Here is a 14,690-nt window from a genome sequence, read left to right as displayed (position 1 = left end):
GACGGCAGGCTGAACCCCCGGAGGCCCGAATGTCGATCCGTTCGTCACGTCCCCGCTCCCGTGCTCTGAGGCTGACGATCCCGGTCGTCGGGCTGCTCGCAGCGGCGTCCGCCGCCTCGAGCTCGGCGGGGGCGCAGCCCGTCCCCGAACGGGCACCCGCCGCACGCGCGGCCGCCGCCGCGGGCAGCACGGTCCTGTCCGTGCCGGCGAGCATGCGGACCGGCTCCTTCGCGACGACCCGCCGCGTGGTGATCCCCAAGGGCTGGAAGATGTCGGTCTTCGCCCGCGTCGCCGACCCGCGCCTCATGCTCTGGACGCCCGACCACCGGCTGCTGATCTCACGGCCCGAGCACGGCGACGTCGTGAAACTGGTGCCGCGGGGCGTCAAGGCGCCGCTCACCCGCATCCTGATCAAGGGCCTGCGGCAGCCGCACGGACTCGCGTACCGCAAGGGCACGCTCTACGTCGCGGAGAGCAACCAGATCAACGCGTACCGCTACCGGAACGGGCTCGTCAGCAACCGCCGCATCGTCGTGCGCAACCTGCCCGACGCGAAGAGCCCCGACCTGGGTGGCCAGTACGCGCACGCGCTCAAGAGCGTCGTCGCCGGCCCGTCCGGGCTGTTCTACTCGATCGGCAGCATCGGCAACACGTCCTCGAACGACCGCCGCTCGAGCCCGCAGCGCGCCACGGTCTACAAGTTCGCCGACGGTCGCGCGCGGGTCTACGCCCGCGGCGTCCGCAACGGCACCGGTCTCGCGTTCGCACCCAACGGCGGCCTCTGGACCGCCGTGAACAGCCGCGACAACATGCCCTACCCGCACAACCGCGACTGGAACGGCGACGGCAGCAACGACTACGGCAAGGTCATCCAGAGCTACGTCGACAACCACCCGATCGAGCCGGTCGCCCGCCTCACCCCGGGCCGCGACCTGGGCTGGCCCTACTGCTTCGCCGACGCGGACGTGACGCCGTCGAAGGGGTCGAGGTCGGCGCTCGCCTACGCGAAGCGTCCGTTCGTGGCCGACGCCGAGACCAATCGCGGCGGCCGGACGATGAAGTGCGGCAACCTCAAGCGCATCGAGCAGGGCCTGCCCGCCCACTCGGCGCCGCTGGGCATGTCGTTCGCGACCGTCAGCCGCTACGGCACCGGTGCGCTGATCGGCGTGCACGGGTCGTGGAACCGCGCGACCCCGCGCGAGCCCTGCGTGGTCTTCATGCACTGGGCGAACGGGACGCTCGGCGGCCGGCAGGTGCTCGTCAAGGGCTTCCAGAACGCCGACGGCTCGCGCTGGGGACGGCCGGTGAGCGCGGTCAAGTCGCCGGCGTCGTCCTCGATCTACATCTCGGACGACTACGCGGGAGCGATCTACCGGCTGACGCCGGGCTGAGCCACGATCTCGCTGACGCCGTCGAGGTGGCGGCGGACGCCGTCCGAGCGCACCCGGCAACGGGTGCGGATCGAGCGCACGACGCCGTCCGCACCGTGCAGCCGCACGGTCACCTCGCCGGGACGTCCGGACAGGATGCGCCGGTGGAACGCCTCGAGCGCCGGAACGTCCTCGGGCTCGGCGCGCGCGACGATCGCGTTCCACCAGGTGCCGGGTGCCGGTGACTCGCCACCGAGAACGTGCACCGGCGACGTGATCGTCCGCAGGTCCGAGAAGCCGGACGGCAGCATCTCGACGCTCCAGAGGAACGCGGTCGTCAGGCCCGCCAGCCGCCGCACGTCGTTGTCCGCCCGGGCCAGGTCGTCGCGCTGAGGTCGTCGAGCAGGTCGTCGGACGGTCCCGCGAGGTAGAGCACGTCAGTGGTGGTGCCGTCGACGGCGACGGGCACGCAGACCACGTGGCCCTCGTACGGGTCGTCGAGCACGCGCTGCACCGTCGCGCCCGAGCGGATCACCTCGGCGACCACGCGCCGGTCGACGTCGGGTGCCACCGGCTCGCGGACCCCGACGAGGTCGGCGGTGGTCGCCTCGAGCGCCGCCCGCAGGTGGGTGAGCGCCGTCGCCACACCCGCGGCGCGCTCGGGCGCCTGCGCGAGCTCGGTGGCCACGGCGAGGTGCCCTGCCCGCACCCGGCGACGGCGGTGCTCGTGGGTCACGTCGTGCATCAGCACGACCGCGCCGAGACGCTCGCCCCCGGCGCCCACGAGCGGGTCGCCGCTGCTCACGAAATGACGGCGGCCCCGCTCGTTGACGACCACCATCTGCTGCCGGCGCACCTGCTCGCCGTTGAAGGCTCGCGCCAGCGGGATCTCGCCACCGGTCAGCAGCCGCTCGCCGTCGGCGTCGTAGAGGTCGTAGGCGCTGGCCCACTCCTCGCGCGGGATCGGACGCTCGGGCAATCCGTGGATGCGCCGCAGTTCGGGGTTGAAGTACACGAGCGTGCCGTCGGCGTCGCACGCCGCCACGCCCTCGGACAGGTTCTCGAGCACCGCGTTGAGGAACGCGTTGCGCCGCTCGAGTTCGGCACGATCGGCGGACGGGGACGTGCCGCCCTGGGAATCGGTGAGCTGCCGGCCGAGCGCCTCGGCGACGGCGACGACGTCCTCCAGCTCGTCGGACGTCCACTCGCGGTCAGCCGGGTCGAGCACGCACACCGCGCCGGCGACGCCTTCGCCGGCGACGACGGGGACACCGAGCCACGAGCCGGCGCCGTGCTCGGGGTCGGGGTGGGTCGCGTGGGTGCACAGGACGCCTTCGCGTGCGACCCGGGCGCCGAGCCGCACGCCGATCGCGGACGTCAGGGCGGCGGGCGGGCCGGAGGGGTCGTCGTGCCGCCCGACCACGGCTCTGGGACCGGAATCACCGCCGCGCCCGGCGAGCACGACGGTCGCGCCCGGCGCGGACACGACCCGGGCCGCGAGCCGGGCGAATCGGTCGACGTCCACCGTCGGGACCCGGACGCCCTCCCGCAAGATCGACATCACTCGACCTAAACACAGGTTCGCGCGTCACCGGCGGCCCGAAGGTCCCGACGGACCACGGGCGGTGCCACCACCCCGGACCGCCTGGTGACGCCCTGCCCGTGGCCGGCCGTCCGCGCGAGGGTGGACGTGTCCGGGAGAGACCCGGACACGACCCGTACCGGAAAGGGGCCGAGTCCGATGTCCAGCAGCCGATCCGCCCGTTCGCTCGCCTACCCGCAGCCGGTCTACGCCGCGCTCGGGCACGCCCACCAGCTGCGCGCCCAGCAGCGCGCCGAGGTCCGCACCGCCCGGCGCGCCCGCCGCGTGCTGCGGCACGTCCGCCGGGCCTCCGGCGTCCGTCCGGGTTCGCGCCCGGCGACCCGCGCCTGATGCGACCTCAGCTCGGCCCGGTGACCGGAACCGCGTAGGCGACCACGTTGTCCTCGTAGTTCCCGGTCGCCGGGTCGAACGGGCCACCGCAGGTGATGAGCACCAGCCGCGGTGCCCCGCCGGTGCGGAAGGCGTCCGGCGGGATGCCCACCGTCTTGGCGTAGGTGCGCACCGCCGTCACCCGGTAGGTCTCGCGGCCCGTCCGCGACGCCAGCGCCACCCGGTCGCCCGGGCGGGCCCTCGGCAGCACACCCAACGCCCCGGGCACGCCGTCGTAGTTGACGTGCCCGACGACCACGACCGTGCCGGAGGCCGCTCCGGGACGGGCCGAGCCCGACCACCAGCCGACGGTTCCCGGGTCGCGCGGCACCTGCATCACCCGCTGTCCGCCCGCGGCGCGCACCGCGACGTGCACGACGGGCGCGTCGACACCCAGCCTCGGCACCCGGAGCCGGGCCCCCGCGGCGACCGGGTCACCCCGGCCGCCGCCCGGCGCGGCCGAGCGGCCGAGGGGAACCTGCCCGACGTCGACCACCGGCGCACCGAGCGCGAGCCGGGGCTCCCCCGCGACCGCCGTCCCGCGGCCGGCCAGCAGCGCGATCCCCACCCCCAGCAGGACGACTCCGGCCGCGAGCACGCCGCCGAGCAGGGCGCGCGCCCGTCCGGTCATCGGCGGGCGCGGGCCACCACGACCGACCCGCCCGCCAGCACCAGCGCCCCGCCCGCGGCGAGCGCGACGATCGCGGTGACCGGGGCGCCCCCGGAGCCGTCGCCGGACGCGGGGCCCACGTCGACGTGTCCCGCCGGGACGGCGATCGGCCCGTCGCCGCCGGTGCCGCCGGTGTCGTAGGCGGAGGGCACCGGCCGCGCCGGCGTGGTCGGCCCGGGCGCCGGCTGCGCCGACATCGCGGGCTCGGCGACGGTGGGCGTCGTCGACGGGACGACGGACGGGGCCGCCGCCGGTGCGGCCGGCGCAGCGGACGCCGCCGGGGCGCTGAGCAGCAACGCGGCCACCGGGGCGGCGAGCGCGGCGGCGGCGAGCAGGCCTGCGGCGGTACGGGACGTCACGGTCACGGAGATCTCCAGTCGGTCGTGGCGGGCGTCGTTCGCCCGCGCGCACCCCCTCCATGCGCGCCACCCCCGTGCTGTTGCGACGCCGGCCGGTCGAGAGCTCGGACCGTTCTCAGCGTGCGGGGCGCGACGGCGAGTCGGACGCCCGCTGCGCGGTCGACGGGTACGGGCTCGTGGTGGGCGGCACGCGGGACGGCAGCCCCGGCCGGGTGGCGGTCCCGGAGGGGGTCGTGTCGGCCGGGGTCGTGCCGGCCGGGGTCGTGCCCGGCGCCGGCGTCGCGGTCAGGGGCGGTACCTGCGGAGAGGAACTCGCCGGCCGCGCCGGGTCGCTCGCGGTCGACGGCCCGACCCGGACGGACGTGGCCGGTGCCGGGCCGCCCGGTGAGACCGGCGGCGCGCCGCGATCGCCCTGCCAGACGGCGACACCGAGCGCGCCCGCGGCGACGAGCACCACGGCGGCGGCCGACGCGAGCACGGTGGCCGCACGCCGGCGTCCGGCGTGGGCCGCTCCGGCGGCGCGGGCGCGCAGCGCCGGTCCCGACAAGTGCGGGTCGACCTGCCCCGCGCGGTCGGCCAGTGACCTGCGCAGCCGGTGTTCGAGGTCGTCACCGCTCACCGCGTCACCCCCGTTTCACCGAGCGCCGCGCGCAGGGCGGCGAGACCGCGGCTGACATGGCCGCGCACCGTGCCGGGCTTGCACGACAACACCTCGCCGATCTCCTCGTCGCGCAGGCCCTCCCAGTAGCGCAGCACGACCGCGGCACGCTGCTGCGGGGGCAGGTCCAGCAGGTGCTGCCACAACTCGGGATCCCGTCCGCCGGTCTCCGGGCCGGGCACGGACGGCGCCGCCTGGTCGAGCACGAGGTCGGTCACCGCGTGCACGTGCCGGGTGCTCCAGCGCCGCTTCCACGACAGGAACTCGTTGGTGACGCACCGGCGGACGTACGGGTGCGGGTCCCGCAGGGATGCGATGCGCGACCACCGCGGGTACAGCCGCACCAGCACCTCCTGCACGAGGTCCTCGGCCTGGGAGGGCGACCCGGCGAGCAGCGTCGCGAAGCGGACCAGCGCCGCCTGGTGCTCGGCCACGTAGGTGTCGAACGACTCGTCCGGGGGCGCGGGAGCGCGGCGCAGCGGCCTCACCGCGGCCGCCGGCGGCTCGAGGGACGGTGGTGCGGACACGTCCTTCCACGCGGCACCCCCGCCGGTTGTTGCACCGTTCGCGTCGGTCGCGTGCCGTCAGCGCCACAGCCCGCGGACGGCCGCGCGCCGCTCGGACCGGTCGAGGCCGCGCAGGTCGGCCGCTCCCCGCTCGGTGACCACGACGTCGACGTCGTGGCCGGGCGTGCTGACCGGCGCCGACAGCTGCTCGACGAGCGTGGACCTGCCCCGCATCTGCGACGGCAGCGCCACGATCGACAGCCCCCCGGGCGAGCGGGTGCCGGCCAGCGCGTAGTCGGGGTGGCTGCCGATGCCCCCGATGGTGGCGTCGGCGGTGCGCTCGGCGTTCACCTGCGCCTGGTCGTCGATCTCGACCGCCAGGTTGACGGCGACGAAGGGCTGCGCGCCGGTCGCGAGACGGGTGACGTCCTGCGCGTACTCGATGCGGTGCAGGATCGGACGGCCGTCGGCCCAGGCCAGCAGTTCGTCACCGCCGGCGAGGTAGGTCGCGACCGGTTCACCGAGCAGCAGGCCGCGGCGCTCGAGCCCGATCACGCCGTCCGGCAGCTGACCGGTGTCGATCGACACCGGCACGGTGAGCGCGTCGAGCAGCGCCGAGCCGAGCGGGCCCGGCCCGATCTGCAGCCGCGCGCCCTCGGGCACGAGCCGCGCCACCTGGGCGGCCAGCTCGTGGTGCCCCGCGCTGGGCGGGGTGGACATGAGCGGCAGCGGGGGTGCGTCGGTCTCGGCGACGACGGTGACCCGGTCGGCGGGCAACGGCTCGCCGGCATCGGCGTGGGGATGGCCGTGCGACACCACCGCGGCCACGAACGCGCCGGCGTCGACGGCCGCGCGCTGCCACGACACCTCGCTGCCGAACGCGAACCCGCCGTCCACGCGGACGACGCTGGCCACGAGCAGGTCGGGGCGCATGTGGCCGGCGAGCAGCGCGGGGACGGTCGACATCCGCATCGGCACCGCGTGCACCTGACCGGCGTCGATGGCGCGCCGTAGGCCCCACCCCGACACCAGCGCCCGCACGTCGACGAACGCGTCGTAGCGCAGGGCGGGGTCGGCGAGCGGCAGCCAGCCGAGGATGAGCTCGACGTCGCCGGCCGCGGCCGCGGCGTCGCTCAGCGCGCCGAAGACGCTGCGGGGCGCGCCCATGCCGTCGCCGAGCGCGATGCGGCAGCCGGGGACGATGAGCTGCGCCAGGTCGACCACCGGCGCAGTCTGGCAGAGATCGTCAGCGCTGGATGGACTTCGTCTGCGTGAACTCCTCGATGCCGTAGGCGCCGTTCTCCCGTCCGACGCCCGACTGCTTGTAGCCGCCGAACGGTGCGAGCGGGTTGTAGCGACCGCCGTTGACATCGACGGCGCCGGTGCGCAGCCGCCGCGCGAACGCGATCGCGTGCTCGGTGTCGCCGGCCCAGACCGCGCCGGACAGGCCGTAGGGTGAGTTGTTCGCGATGGCCGCCGCGTCGTCCTCGTCGTCGTAGGCGATGACCGACAGCACCGGCCCGAAGATCTCCTCCTGCGCGACGGTGTCGTCGGGTTTCACGTCGGCGAGCACGGTCGGACGGACGTAGTACCCACCGTCCGCACCCTCGGGCGGCTCGACGCCGCCGGTGACGACGCGGGCACCCTCGGCCACGCCCTTCTCGATGTAGCCGCGGACGCGGTCGAGCTGCCGCTGCGACACCAGCGGACCCATGCGGGTGCCCTCGGCGAACGGGTCGCCGGGCGTGTAGCCCTCGGCGAAGCCGGCGGCGAGCTCGACGGCCTCGTCGTACTGGTCGCGGTGCACGAGCATGCGGGTCCACGCGATGCACGTCTGGCCGGCGTTGACGAGCGCGTTCGCGACGCCGATCTTCACGGCCTTCTTCAGGTCGGCGTCGGGCAGGATCACGCAGGCCGACTTGCCGCCGAGTTCGAGCGACACCTTCTTCACCGTCTCGGCGCCGACCGCGGCGACCCGCTTGCCGGCGAGCGTCGACCCGGTGAACGACACCATGTCGACACGGGGGTGGGCGGCCAGCGCCTCGCCCACGACGGGACCGTAGCCGACGACGAGGTTGAGCACGCCCGCCGGGAAGCCGACCTCGTGGATCGCGTCGAACAGCAGGTACGCCGACAACGGCGTCAGCTCGCTCGGCTTGAGCACGACGGTGTTGCCCGCGACGACGGCGCCGCCGAGCTTCGCGGTGATCTGGTTGAGCGGGTAGTTCCACGGCGTGATCGCGGCGACGACGCCGAGCGGCTCCTTCACGACCAGGGAGTTGCCGACCTCCTCCTCCCAGGCGAAGGACTCGGCGCTCTCCGCGAACGCGCGCAGGTTGGCGATCGGCACCTGCGCCTGCACACGCTGCGAGAAGGCGATCGGCGAACCCATCTCGGTGCTGATCGTCGCGGCCATCTCGTCCGACCGCGCGCTCAACGCCTCGTGCAGCTTCAGCACGTACGCGGCGCGTTCGGCCGGCGGCGTCGCCGCCCACGCGGGCAGCGCCGCGGCGGCGGCCTCGACGGCGGCGTCGGCATCCGCCGCCGTCCCGCTCGGGACCCGGGCGACGATCTCGCGCGTGGCCGGGTTCTCGACCTCGATCGTCTCGGTGCCGGTGGGCGCGGTCCACGCGCCCCCGATGTAGAACTCGGTGCGGTCGGCGGCCATCGGGTGTCCTTCCGTCGTCGAACGGTGGTCCGCGTCCGACCCTAATGGCAGGGTCAGCGGGCATGACCGACCCGCTGACGCCGACCGACGGCGATACCGACGAGACCCCCGAGGCCGACGCGCTGGTCGCGGCCGACGTGCTGCTCGAGGACCTCAAGCAGGACCTGCGCCGCCACCTCGACCGCGCCCACGAGGCGCTGCTGTGGAAGCTCGACGGGCTGGGCGACCACGATGTGCGAAGGCCGATGACGCCCACCGGCACCAACCTGCTCGGCGTCGTCAAACACGTCGCGTCGGTCGAGTCGGAGTACCTCGGCAGCGTGTTCGGCCGGCCCTTCCCCGAGGCGCTGCCGTGGCTGGCCGAGGGCATGCCCGACGACGCCGACATGTGGGCGACCGCCGACGAGACCCGCGACGACATCGTGGGGCTCTTCCGGCGGGTGTGGGCGCACGCGCTCGACACGATCGACGACCTGGATCTCGACGCGACGGGCGAGGTGCCGTGGTGGCCGCCGCAGCGGCGCCGGGTGTCGTTGGGCCACATCGTCGTGCACCTCGTCGCCGAGCTGAACCGGCACGCCGGTCAGCTCGACATCGTGCGCGAGACCATCGACGGTGCCGCCGGTCTGCAGCAGGGCAACGACAACCTGCCCGGGCGCGACGCGGACGCGTGGGCGGCCTACCGCGCGCGGGTGCAGGACGCCGCCGACCGGTTCCGCTGAACCGGCCGGCGGCGGACGGTCAGACCCGCTCGGCGATCGCGTCGCTGTCGGTCTTCTCGTTCTCGGCGGCGGGCCGCAGCGTCTCGACGACGACCGGCTTCGCCGCGCGGCGCGGCAGGACGGCGAAAACCACGATCGCGCCGAGCACGTAGATGCCGGCCGAGACGGCGAACGCCACCGAGTAGCCGTGCGTGGCCGCGGCGAACGGCCCGCCGGCGTACCCGGCGGTCGCCGACGCGGCGATGGTGCTGAGCACGGCGGTGCCGATCGAGCCACCGACCTGCTGGCTGGTGTTGACCAACGCCGACGCGATGCCGGCGTCGGCCGGGGCGACGTCCGTGGTGGCGGTGTTCATCGCCGGGGCCACGATCGAGCCCATGCCGAGGCCGATCAGCATGATCGCGGGCAGCACGTGCACCGCGTACGCCGAGCCGGGTTCGATGGTCGACAGCCAGGTCATTCCGACCGCGCCGGACAGCATGCCGAGCGGGATCAGGCGACGCGGGCCGATGCGCGGCAGGAGCACCAGCGACGCCACGTTCGACATCAGCACGATGCAGCCGACCATCGGCAGGAACGCGAGGCTGCTGCGCACCGGGCTGTACCCCTTGACGACCTGCAGGTAGTAGGTGAGGAACAGGAAGAGTCCGAACACCGCCATCATCGCGAGCAACACCGCGGCGTAGGCCGCGCCGCGCGTGCGGTTGACCGGGATGCGCAGTGGCAGCAGCGGGGTGGCGAGCATGCGCTGCGACTGCAGGAACGACGCCAGCAGCACGACCGCCGCGGCGAGCGACAGCCAGGACGACGGCGCCGACCAGCCCTCGGTCTCGGCGCGGGAGAAGCCGAACACGAGCGCGAACAGGCCTGCGGACGCGAGCACGGTGCCGACGAGGTCGATGTGCGGACGGTGCTCGCTGCGGGTGCGCGGCATGACCGCGACCACCCCGGAGATCGCGACGGCGGCGAAGGCGACGTTGACGTACATGCACCAGCGCCAGGAGGCGTACTCGGTCAGCAGGCCGCCGAGGATCAGGCCGACCGCGCCGCCGCTGACGGCGACGGTGCCGAAGATGCCGAACGCCTTGCGACGCTCCTTGGGGTCGGTGAACGTCGTGACGAGCGTCGAGAGGACGGACGGCGCGAGCAGCGCCCCGAAGATGCCCTGCAACGCCCGCGCGGCGACGAGCATCCCGAACGAGGTCGCGGCGCCACCGAGCGCGGACGCGGCGGCGAAGCCGGCGAGGCCGATGACGAACGATTCCTTGCGGCCGATGCGGTCGGCCAGGCGTCCGCCCAGCAGCAGCAGGCTGCCGAACGCGAGCGCGTACGCGGTCACCACCCACTGGCGGGCGGCGTCGCCGAAGCCGAGGTCGGCCTGGGCGCGGGGCAGGGCGATGTTCACGACGGTGGCGTCGAGGACCACCATCAGCTGGGCCACGGCCACGAAGGCCATGAGCACCCAGCGGCGGTCAGTGGTGGGTGTCGGTGCGGTCATGCCGATGCTTCTTTCAGGGTCGGGCTCGAGGCGAGCTGGTGCAACAGCGCCGTGAGGTGCTCCACCTCGGCGGTGGAGAGGGTCGAGAAGACGTCGTCGAGCACGGCGCGCTTGTGCGCCCGCGCCTCGGCGGCGACCTCGCGGCCGGCGGGCGTGATGTCGATCAGCACCGCGCGGCGGTCCTTCGGGTCGGGCGAGCGGACGGCCAGGCCGTCACGGACGAGGGCGTCGACGAGCTCGGTGGCGGTGGCCCCCGAACAGTCGAGCTGGTCGGCCAGTGCGCTGGCGCGCAGGGGCCCGGATGCGGCGAGCGTCCAGAGGACCTTCGCCCGCGGGAACGAGACGCCGTAGTCGTTGAACCGGGCCGCCGTGACCCGCCGGATGGCGTGCCACAGGTCGAACAGCTCCTGAGCGGCGTCGACGCGCCTCTGATCGGGTTGCTGATCGGTGGCCACAGTGCCTCCCCGTCCGGATGTTTCGGGCCCGCAGACTTAGGGGCCGAATACTTCGGTTCCTAACCATACGGTCCCGAAACACATTCCCGCCACAGCGGGAACCCAGCGGAGACTCAGGCAACGCGGCTCAGCGCAGGCCGGCGAACAGATCGTCCTCAGGCAGCGGGGCGTCGGTGGTGTCGCGAACCCGGACGAAGGCCTCGATGCCCATCATCTCGGTGAACAGCTGCTCGCCGAGCTTCATGAAGAAGATGTTGTCGCCCTGGCTGCCGTGCGCCTCGAGCGCGCGGAACTTGGCCGGGCCGAACTCGGTGGTGTCGACGAAGGTGTGGATCTGGTCGCGCGGCAACCCCATCTCGGGCTGGTCGCCGCCCTCGGCCTGCTCCTCTTCCTCGTCCCAGAGGCCCATCTCGCGCAGCCGGCGGCCGAACTCCTCCATCTCGTCGCGCGGCACGGTGGTCCAGTAGACCTTCGCGGGCGCCCACGGGTCGGACGGATGGTCGGCCAGCAGCTCGACGGCGCGCATGGTGATGCGGTGCGCCTGGATGTGGTCGGGGTGGCCGTAGAAGCCGAACTCGTCGTAGGTGACGACGACGTCGGGACGGTAGGTGCGCATCAGCGCGGCCAGCCGGGTGGCGGCCTCGTCGACGGGCGTCGACCAGAACGAGTCGGGCGCGTCGTTGGTGGCCCAGCCCATCATCCCGGAGTCGCCGTAGCCGAGCAGTTCGAGGTCCGTGACCCCGAGGACGGCGCAACTGCGCTCGAGCTCGGCGCGGCGCATCTCGACGACCGCGGCCGGGTCGTGGCCGTCGTCGCCGGGCTTGACCCCGCCGGGACCGTCGCCGCAGCGCCCGTCGGTGCAGGTGACGAGCACCGTGCGCATGCCCTCGGCAGCCGCCTTGGCCAGCACACCCCCGGTGCCGGTGGCCTCGTCGTCGGGGTGGGCGTGGACGGTCATGAGCGTGAGTCGGCGGTCGGCCATGTTCACAACCCTAGGCAGCGGGGACGACAACGGGTCAGCGGCGACGCGCCCGCACGACCGCGTCGTGGACCGTCGCCTCGTCCCCGTCCGGCATCGTCCAGCGCCGAGCCTGGGTCTCGGCCACCTCGACGTCCCAGGCGTGCGGGTCCAGCATGGCGGCGATCTCCTCGGGGCGCGGCATCATGCCCGGCAGGCCGTGGGGCCGGAGGCCGGCCTCGTGATCGCGCGGGTCGTGGTTGACGACGAGCAGCCGTCCGCCGGGACGGACGGCGACGGCCACCCGGCGCTGCACGTCCGCGAACAGTTCGGCCGGCAGGTGCAGGAACTGCATCGAGACGAGGTCGTAGGCCGCGGCCGGCGGCTGCCACTCCTTGATGTCGGAGCGCACCCAGGTCAACCGCGCCGCGACGTCCGCCGGCAGCGTCGCCTCGCTGCGCGCGCGGTTCTTGTCGACGACCACACCGGAGACGTCCGACGCGGTGACGGTCCATCCGCGCTGCGCGAGCCAGACCGCGTCCGCACCCTCGCCGCACCCGAGTTCGAGCGCGTCGCCGGGCGGCAGGTCGGACGCCTGCTCGGCGAGGCGCTGGTTGACGTTGCCGCTCCACACCGCTTCGGTGGTGCCGTACCGCTCGTCCCACACCGCGGCGGTGTGCATGGTCGCCGGGTCGGGGGCGTCGGTCGCGTGGTCGTGGTGCGCGTGCGTCATGGATGCAGGGTGCGCGCGCACATCGCGAAACCGCAAGCAATGTTGCTGATCTGCACGAGGAGCGGACCATGGGCGATACCGACGAGGTGCGGGCGTTGGTGGCGAGGTGGGCGAAAGCCGTCCACACCGGCGATCTGGCGACGGTCGTGGCCGATCATGCCGCCGACATCGTCATGTTCGACGTCCCGCCGCCGCAGCGCGGGGTGCGCGGCAACGCTGCCTACCGCGACGTCTGGCTGCCGTTCTTCGAGTGGCAGCGCTCGGGTGCGACGTTCGAGATCGACGAGCTCGACGTGACCGCGGGGGACGAGGTCGCCTTCGCATGGGCGCTCGTCCGCTGCGGTACGCCGGCCGAGTTCGCGGCCGATCCCGACCGTCGGCTGCGGCTGACCATCGGGCTGCGTCGGGCCGGCGGACGCTGGACCGTCACCCACGAGCACCACTCGTTCACGCACGACGCGTGACCCCTCGGCGAAGACATAGCCCGTTCCGACAGTGCTTGTGTCACAGTCTCGTCCCATGACGATCGTGACCGCCGCCACAGCGCCGCCGATGGTGTTCCTCGACGACCGTGTCGCTCACTGGGCGGCGACGACCCCGGACGCCGAGGCCATCACGTATCTCGGCCGTACCTGGACGTGGGCCCAGTGGGACGAGCGAATCCGGCGGCTGGCCGGTGCGCTGCACGCGTGGGGCGTCGGACGGGGCGGCACGGTGGCGTTCCTCGACAAGAACCATCCCGCGTGCGTGGAGTTGTCGCTCGCGGCGTCGTCGCTCGGGGCGGCGAACGCGATCCTCAACTTCAGGCTCGCCGGCGCCGAGGTCGACTACGCGATCAACGACTCGGGCGCGACGGTGCTCGTCGTCGGCACCGACCTGCTGCCGCTGGTGAAGTCGATCCGCGAGCGCATCCCGGGGGTCGAGCACGTGGTCGAGGTGACGCCCGACGGCGGCGAGGACGGCAGAGCCGACCCGTACGAGCAGCTGCTGGCCGGCGCCACCCCGCGCGGTCGCGCCGAGGACGTGACGCCCGACGACGTCGCGCTCGTCATGTACTCCTCCGGCACCACCGGCTACCCCAAGGGCGTCGAGCTGACCCACCGCTCGATGTGCGCGCACACGATCGCGGCGCACGACGGCTGGGGCTTCGAGCCGGGCGACAAGAACCTGGTCGCGATGCCGCTGTTCCACGTGGGTGGGTCGAGCTACATCATGTTCGGCCTGCACGACGGCGTGCCCAGCATCATGACCCGCGACCCGGACGGACCGTCGCTCGCCGGAGCGATCATGGCCGGCGCCAACCGGATCTTCCTCGTGCCCGCCGTCCTCGCGCAGGTGCTGCAGTCGGGCGAGCAGGCGATCGCGGTGTTCGGCAGGCTCAAGACGTACACGTACGGGGCGGCGCCGATGCCGCTTCCGCTGCTGCGCAAGGCGATCGAGGTCTGGCCGGACACCGACTTCATCCAGGTGTACGGCCTCACCGAGGTGTGCGGCGTGGTCACGCACCTCATGCCGCCGGAGCATCGCGACCCGACCCACCCCGAGCGACTGGTCTCGGCCGGACAGCCGCTGCCCGGCGTCGAGCTGCGCATCGTCGACCCGGTGACGCTCGAGGACCTGCCGGTCGGCGAGCACGGCGAGCTCTGGTTGCGCACGGACCAGCTGATGAAGGGCTACCGCGGACGTCCGGACGCGACCGCCGAGGTGGTCGTCGACGGTGGCTGGTTCCGCACCGGCGACATGGGCAAGGTCGACGCGGACGGCTACGTCTACGTCGAGGACCGGCTGAAGGACATGATCATCTCGGGCGGGGAGAACATCTACTCGCCCGAGGTCGAACGGGTCATCGCCGAGCACCCCGCCGTCATGGAGGTCGCGGTGATCGGCGTGCCCGACGAGAAGTGGGGCGAGGTCGTGAAGGCGGTCGTGTCACGGCAGCCGGGGGCCTCGCTCACCGAGCAGGAACTCATTGCGCATTGCCGCGCGAATCTTGCGAAGTTCAAGTGCCCGTCGTCGGTCGACTTCGTCGACACGCTGCCGCGCAACCCCACCGGCAAGATCCTCAAGCGCGACCTGCGGGCGCCGTACTGGACGGAGCGCGACGGCCGCACGGTGTGAGGC

At 73.6% G+C, this 14,690-nt stretch carries 16 protein-coding genes and 1 pseudogene; 5 read left to right on the top strand and 12 right to left on the bottom strand.

Features of this window, described 5'->3' with window-relative positions; all coding sequences use genetic code 11:
* Positions 1–29: 29 nt before the first annotated feature.
* Positions 30–1,391 carry a PQQ-dependent sugar dehydrogenase gene (locus ACYVP9_RS15740; RefSeq protein ID WP_460605847.1) on the top strand — a complete coding sequence of 454 codons (1,362 nt, stop codon included), beginning with the start codon at positions 30–32 and terminating at the stop codon, positions 1,389–1,391.
* Here ACYVP9_RS15740 and ACYVP9_RS15735 read toward each other — a convergent pair.
* Entirely contained in the window at positions 1,370–1,729 is a 360-nt protein-coding gene (locus ACYVP9_RS15735) for a hypothetical protein (RefSeq protein WP_460605846.1), read from the bottom strand. The genes ACYVP9_RS15740 and ACYVP9_RS15735 overlap by 22 nt on opposite strands.
* Positions 1,708–2,931: a GAF domain-containing protein gene (locus ACYVP9_RS15730; protein WP_460605845.1), complete on the bottom strand. Its 1,224-nt coding sequence runs from the start codon at positions 2,929–2,931 to the stop codon at positions 1,708–1,710. Before ACYVP9_RS15730 ends, ACYVP9_RS15735 begins: the two co-directional genes overlap by 22 nt.
* A gap of 180 nt (positions 2,932–3,111) precedes the next feature.
* Between ACYVP9_RS15730 and ACYVP9_RS15725 the strand changes: the two genes are divergently transcribed.
* Entirely contained in the window at positions 3,112–3,303 is a 192-nt protein-coding gene (locus ACYVP9_RS15725; protein ID WP_460605844.1) for a hypothetical protein, read from the top strand.
* Positions 3,304–3,310: 7 nt separating this feature from the next.
* On the opposite strand, the gene ACYVP9_RS15720 is transcribed toward ACYVP9_RS15725, so the two are convergent.
* The 6 genes from ACYVP9_RS15720 to ACYVP9_RS15695 form a co-directional block, all read right to left on the bottom strand.
* Entirely contained in the window at positions 3,311–3,973 is a 663-nt protein-coding gene (locus tag ACYVP9_RS15720; RefSeq protein ID WP_460605843.1) for a class F sortase, read from the bottom strand.
* A complete protein-coding gene (locus ACYVP9_RS15715; RefSeq protein ID WP_460605842.1) occupies positions 3,970–4,377 on the bottom strand; it encodes a sortase-dependent protein in 408 nt (135 codons plus the stop codon). The genes ACYVP9_RS15720 and ACYVP9_RS15715 overlap by 4 nt, the downstream gene beginning before the upstream one ends.
* A 109-nt stretch (positions 4,378–4,486) precedes the next feature.
* Positions 4,487–4,990: a hypothetical protein gene (locus ACYVP9_RS15710; protein WP_460605841.1), complete on the bottom strand. Its 504-nt coding sequence runs from the start codon at positions 4,988–4,990 to the stop codon at positions 4,487–4,489.
* Positions 4,987–5,556 carry a SigE family RNA polymerase sigma factor gene (locus ACYVP9_RS15705; protein ID WP_460605840.1) on the bottom strand — a complete coding sequence of 190 codons (570 nt, stop codon included), beginning with the start codon at positions 5,554–5,556 and terminating at the stop codon, positions 4,987–4,989. The genes ACYVP9_RS15710 and ACYVP9_RS15705 overlap by 4 nt, the downstream gene beginning before the upstream one ends.
* Positions 5,557–5,613: 57 nt before the next feature.
* Entirely contained in the window at positions 5,614–6,702 is a 1,089-nt protein-coding gene (locus ACYVP9_RS15700; protein ID WP_460605924.1) for an acetyl-CoA hydrolase/transferase C-terminal domain-containing protein, read from the bottom strand.
* A gap of 79 nt (positions 6,703–6,781) precedes the next feature.
* The gene (locus ACYVP9_RS15695; protein WP_460605839.1) at positions 6,782–8,203 is read right to left on the bottom strand and encodes an aldehyde dehydrogenase family protein; all 1,422 of its coding nucleotides are present in this window, start codon (positions 8,201–8,203) and stop codon (positions 6,782–6,784) included.
* Positions 8,204–8,265: 62 nt separating this feature from the next.
* Here ACYVP9_RS15695 and ACYVP9_RS15690 point away from each other — a divergent pair, with 62 nt between their 5' ends.
* Positions 8,266–8,925 carry a DinB family protein gene (locus ACYVP9_RS15690; RefSeq protein WP_460605838.1) on the top strand — a complete coding sequence of 220 codons (660 nt, stop codon included), beginning with the start codon at positions 8,266–8,268 and terminating at the stop codon, positions 8,923–8,925.
* Between the two features lie 19 nt (positions 8,926–8,944).
* On the opposite strand, the gene ACYVP9_RS15685 is transcribed toward ACYVP9_RS15690, so the two are convergent.
* The 4 genes from ACYVP9_RS15685 to ACYVP9_RS15670 form a co-directional block, all read right to left on the bottom strand.
* Positions 8,945–10,423 (bottom strand): MFS transporter, encoded by a 1,479-nt coding sequence (locus tag ACYVP9_RS15685; RefSeq protein ID WP_460605837.1) that lies wholly within the window; start codon positions 10,421–10,423, stop codon positions 8,945–8,947.
* Positions 10,420–10,878, bottom strand: coding sequence for a MarR family winged helix-turn-helix transcriptional regulator (locus tag ACYVP9_RS15680; RefSeq protein ID WP_460605836.1), 459 nt, complete (start codon positions 10,876–10,878; stop codon positions 10,420–10,422). Before ACYVP9_RS15680 ends, ACYVP9_RS15685 begins: the two co-directional genes overlap by 4 nt.
* A 127-nt stretch (positions 10,879–11,005) precedes the next feature.
* The gene (locus ACYVP9_RS15675) at positions 11,006–11,860 is read right to left on the bottom strand and encodes a PIG-L family deacetylase (protein WP_460605835.1); all 855 of its coding nucleotides are present in this window, start codon (positions 11,858–11,860) and stop codon (positions 11,006–11,008) included.
* Positions 11,861–11,894: 34 nt separating this feature from the next.
* The gene (locus ACYVP9_RS15670; protein WP_460605834.1) at positions 11,895–12,569 is read right to left on the bottom strand and encodes a class I SAM-dependent methyltransferase; all 675 of its coding nucleotides are present in this window, start codon (positions 12,567–12,569) and stop codon (positions 11,895–11,897) included.
* Between the two features lie 68 nt (positions 12,570–12,637).
* Here ACYVP9_RS15670 and ACYVP9_RS15665 point away from each other — a divergent pair.
* Together ACYVP9_RS15665 and ACYVP9_RS15660 are read left to right on the top strand one after the other, a co-directional pair.
* Positions 12,638–13,018: pseudogene (locus tag ACYVP9_RS15665) on the top strand (YybH family protein); the annotation flags it as partial.
* A 70-nt stretch (positions 13,019–13,088) separates the two neighbouring features.
* Positions 13,089–14,687: a long-chain-fatty-acid--CoA ligase gene (locus ACYVP9_RS15660; RefSeq protein ID WP_460605833.1), complete on the top strand. Its 1,599-nt coding sequence runs from the start codon at positions 13,089–13,091 to the stop codon at positions 14,685–14,687.
* The last annotated feature ends 3 nt before the right edge of the window (positions 14,688–14,690 follow it).

Source organism: Jatrophihabitans fulvus, from assembly GCF_054781375.1.
The sequence above is the reverse complement of the archived record's forward strand: the minus strand, read 5'-3'. Positions and strand labels throughout refer to the sequence as shown.

Coding starts and splice junctions, on each gene's coding strand:
- ACYVP9_RS15740 (WP_460605847.1), top strand. CDS start 30: ATGTCGATCCGTTCGTCACGTCCCCGCTCCCGTGCTCTGAGGCTGACG.
- ACYVP9_RS15730 (WP_460605845.1), bottom strand. CDS start 2,931: ATGTCGATCTTGCGGGAGGGCGTCCGGGTCCCGACGGTGGACGTCGAC.
- ACYVP9_RS15725 (WP_460605844.1), top strand. CDS start 3,112: ATGTCCAGCAGCCGATCCGCCCGTTCGCTCGCCTACCCGCAGCCGGTC.
- ACYVP9_RS15720 (WP_460605843.1), bottom strand. CDS start 3,973: ATGACCGGACGGGCGCGCGCCCTGCTCGGCGGCGTGCTCGCGGCCGGA.
- ACYVP9_RS15700 (WP_460605924.1), bottom strand. CDS start 6,702: ATGGGCGCGCCCCGCAGCGTCTTCGGCGCGCTGAGCGACGCCGCGGCC.
- ACYVP9_RS15695 (WP_460605839.1), bottom strand. CDS start 8,203: ATGGCCGCCGACCGCACCGAGTTCTACATCGGGGGCGCGTGGACCGCG.
- ACYVP9_RS15690 (WP_460605838.1), top strand. CDS start 8,266: ATGACCGACCCGCTGACGCCGACCGACGGCGATACCGACGAGACCCCC.
- ACYVP9_RS15685 (WP_460605837.1), bottom strand. CDS start 10,423: ATGACCGCACCGACACCCACCACTGACCGCCGCTGGGTGCTCATGGCC.
- ACYVP9_RS15675 (WP_460605835.1), bottom strand. CDS start 11,860: ATGGCCGACCGCCGACTCACGCTCATGACCGTCCACGCCCACCCCGAC.
- ACYVP9_RS15670 (WP_460605834.1), bottom strand. CDS start 12,569: ATGACGCACGCGCACCACGACCACGCGACCGACGCCCCCGACCCGGCG.
- ACYVP9_RS15660 (WP_460605833.1), top strand. CDS start 13,089: ATGACGATCGTGACCGCCGCCACAGCGCCGCCGATGGTGTTCCTCGAC.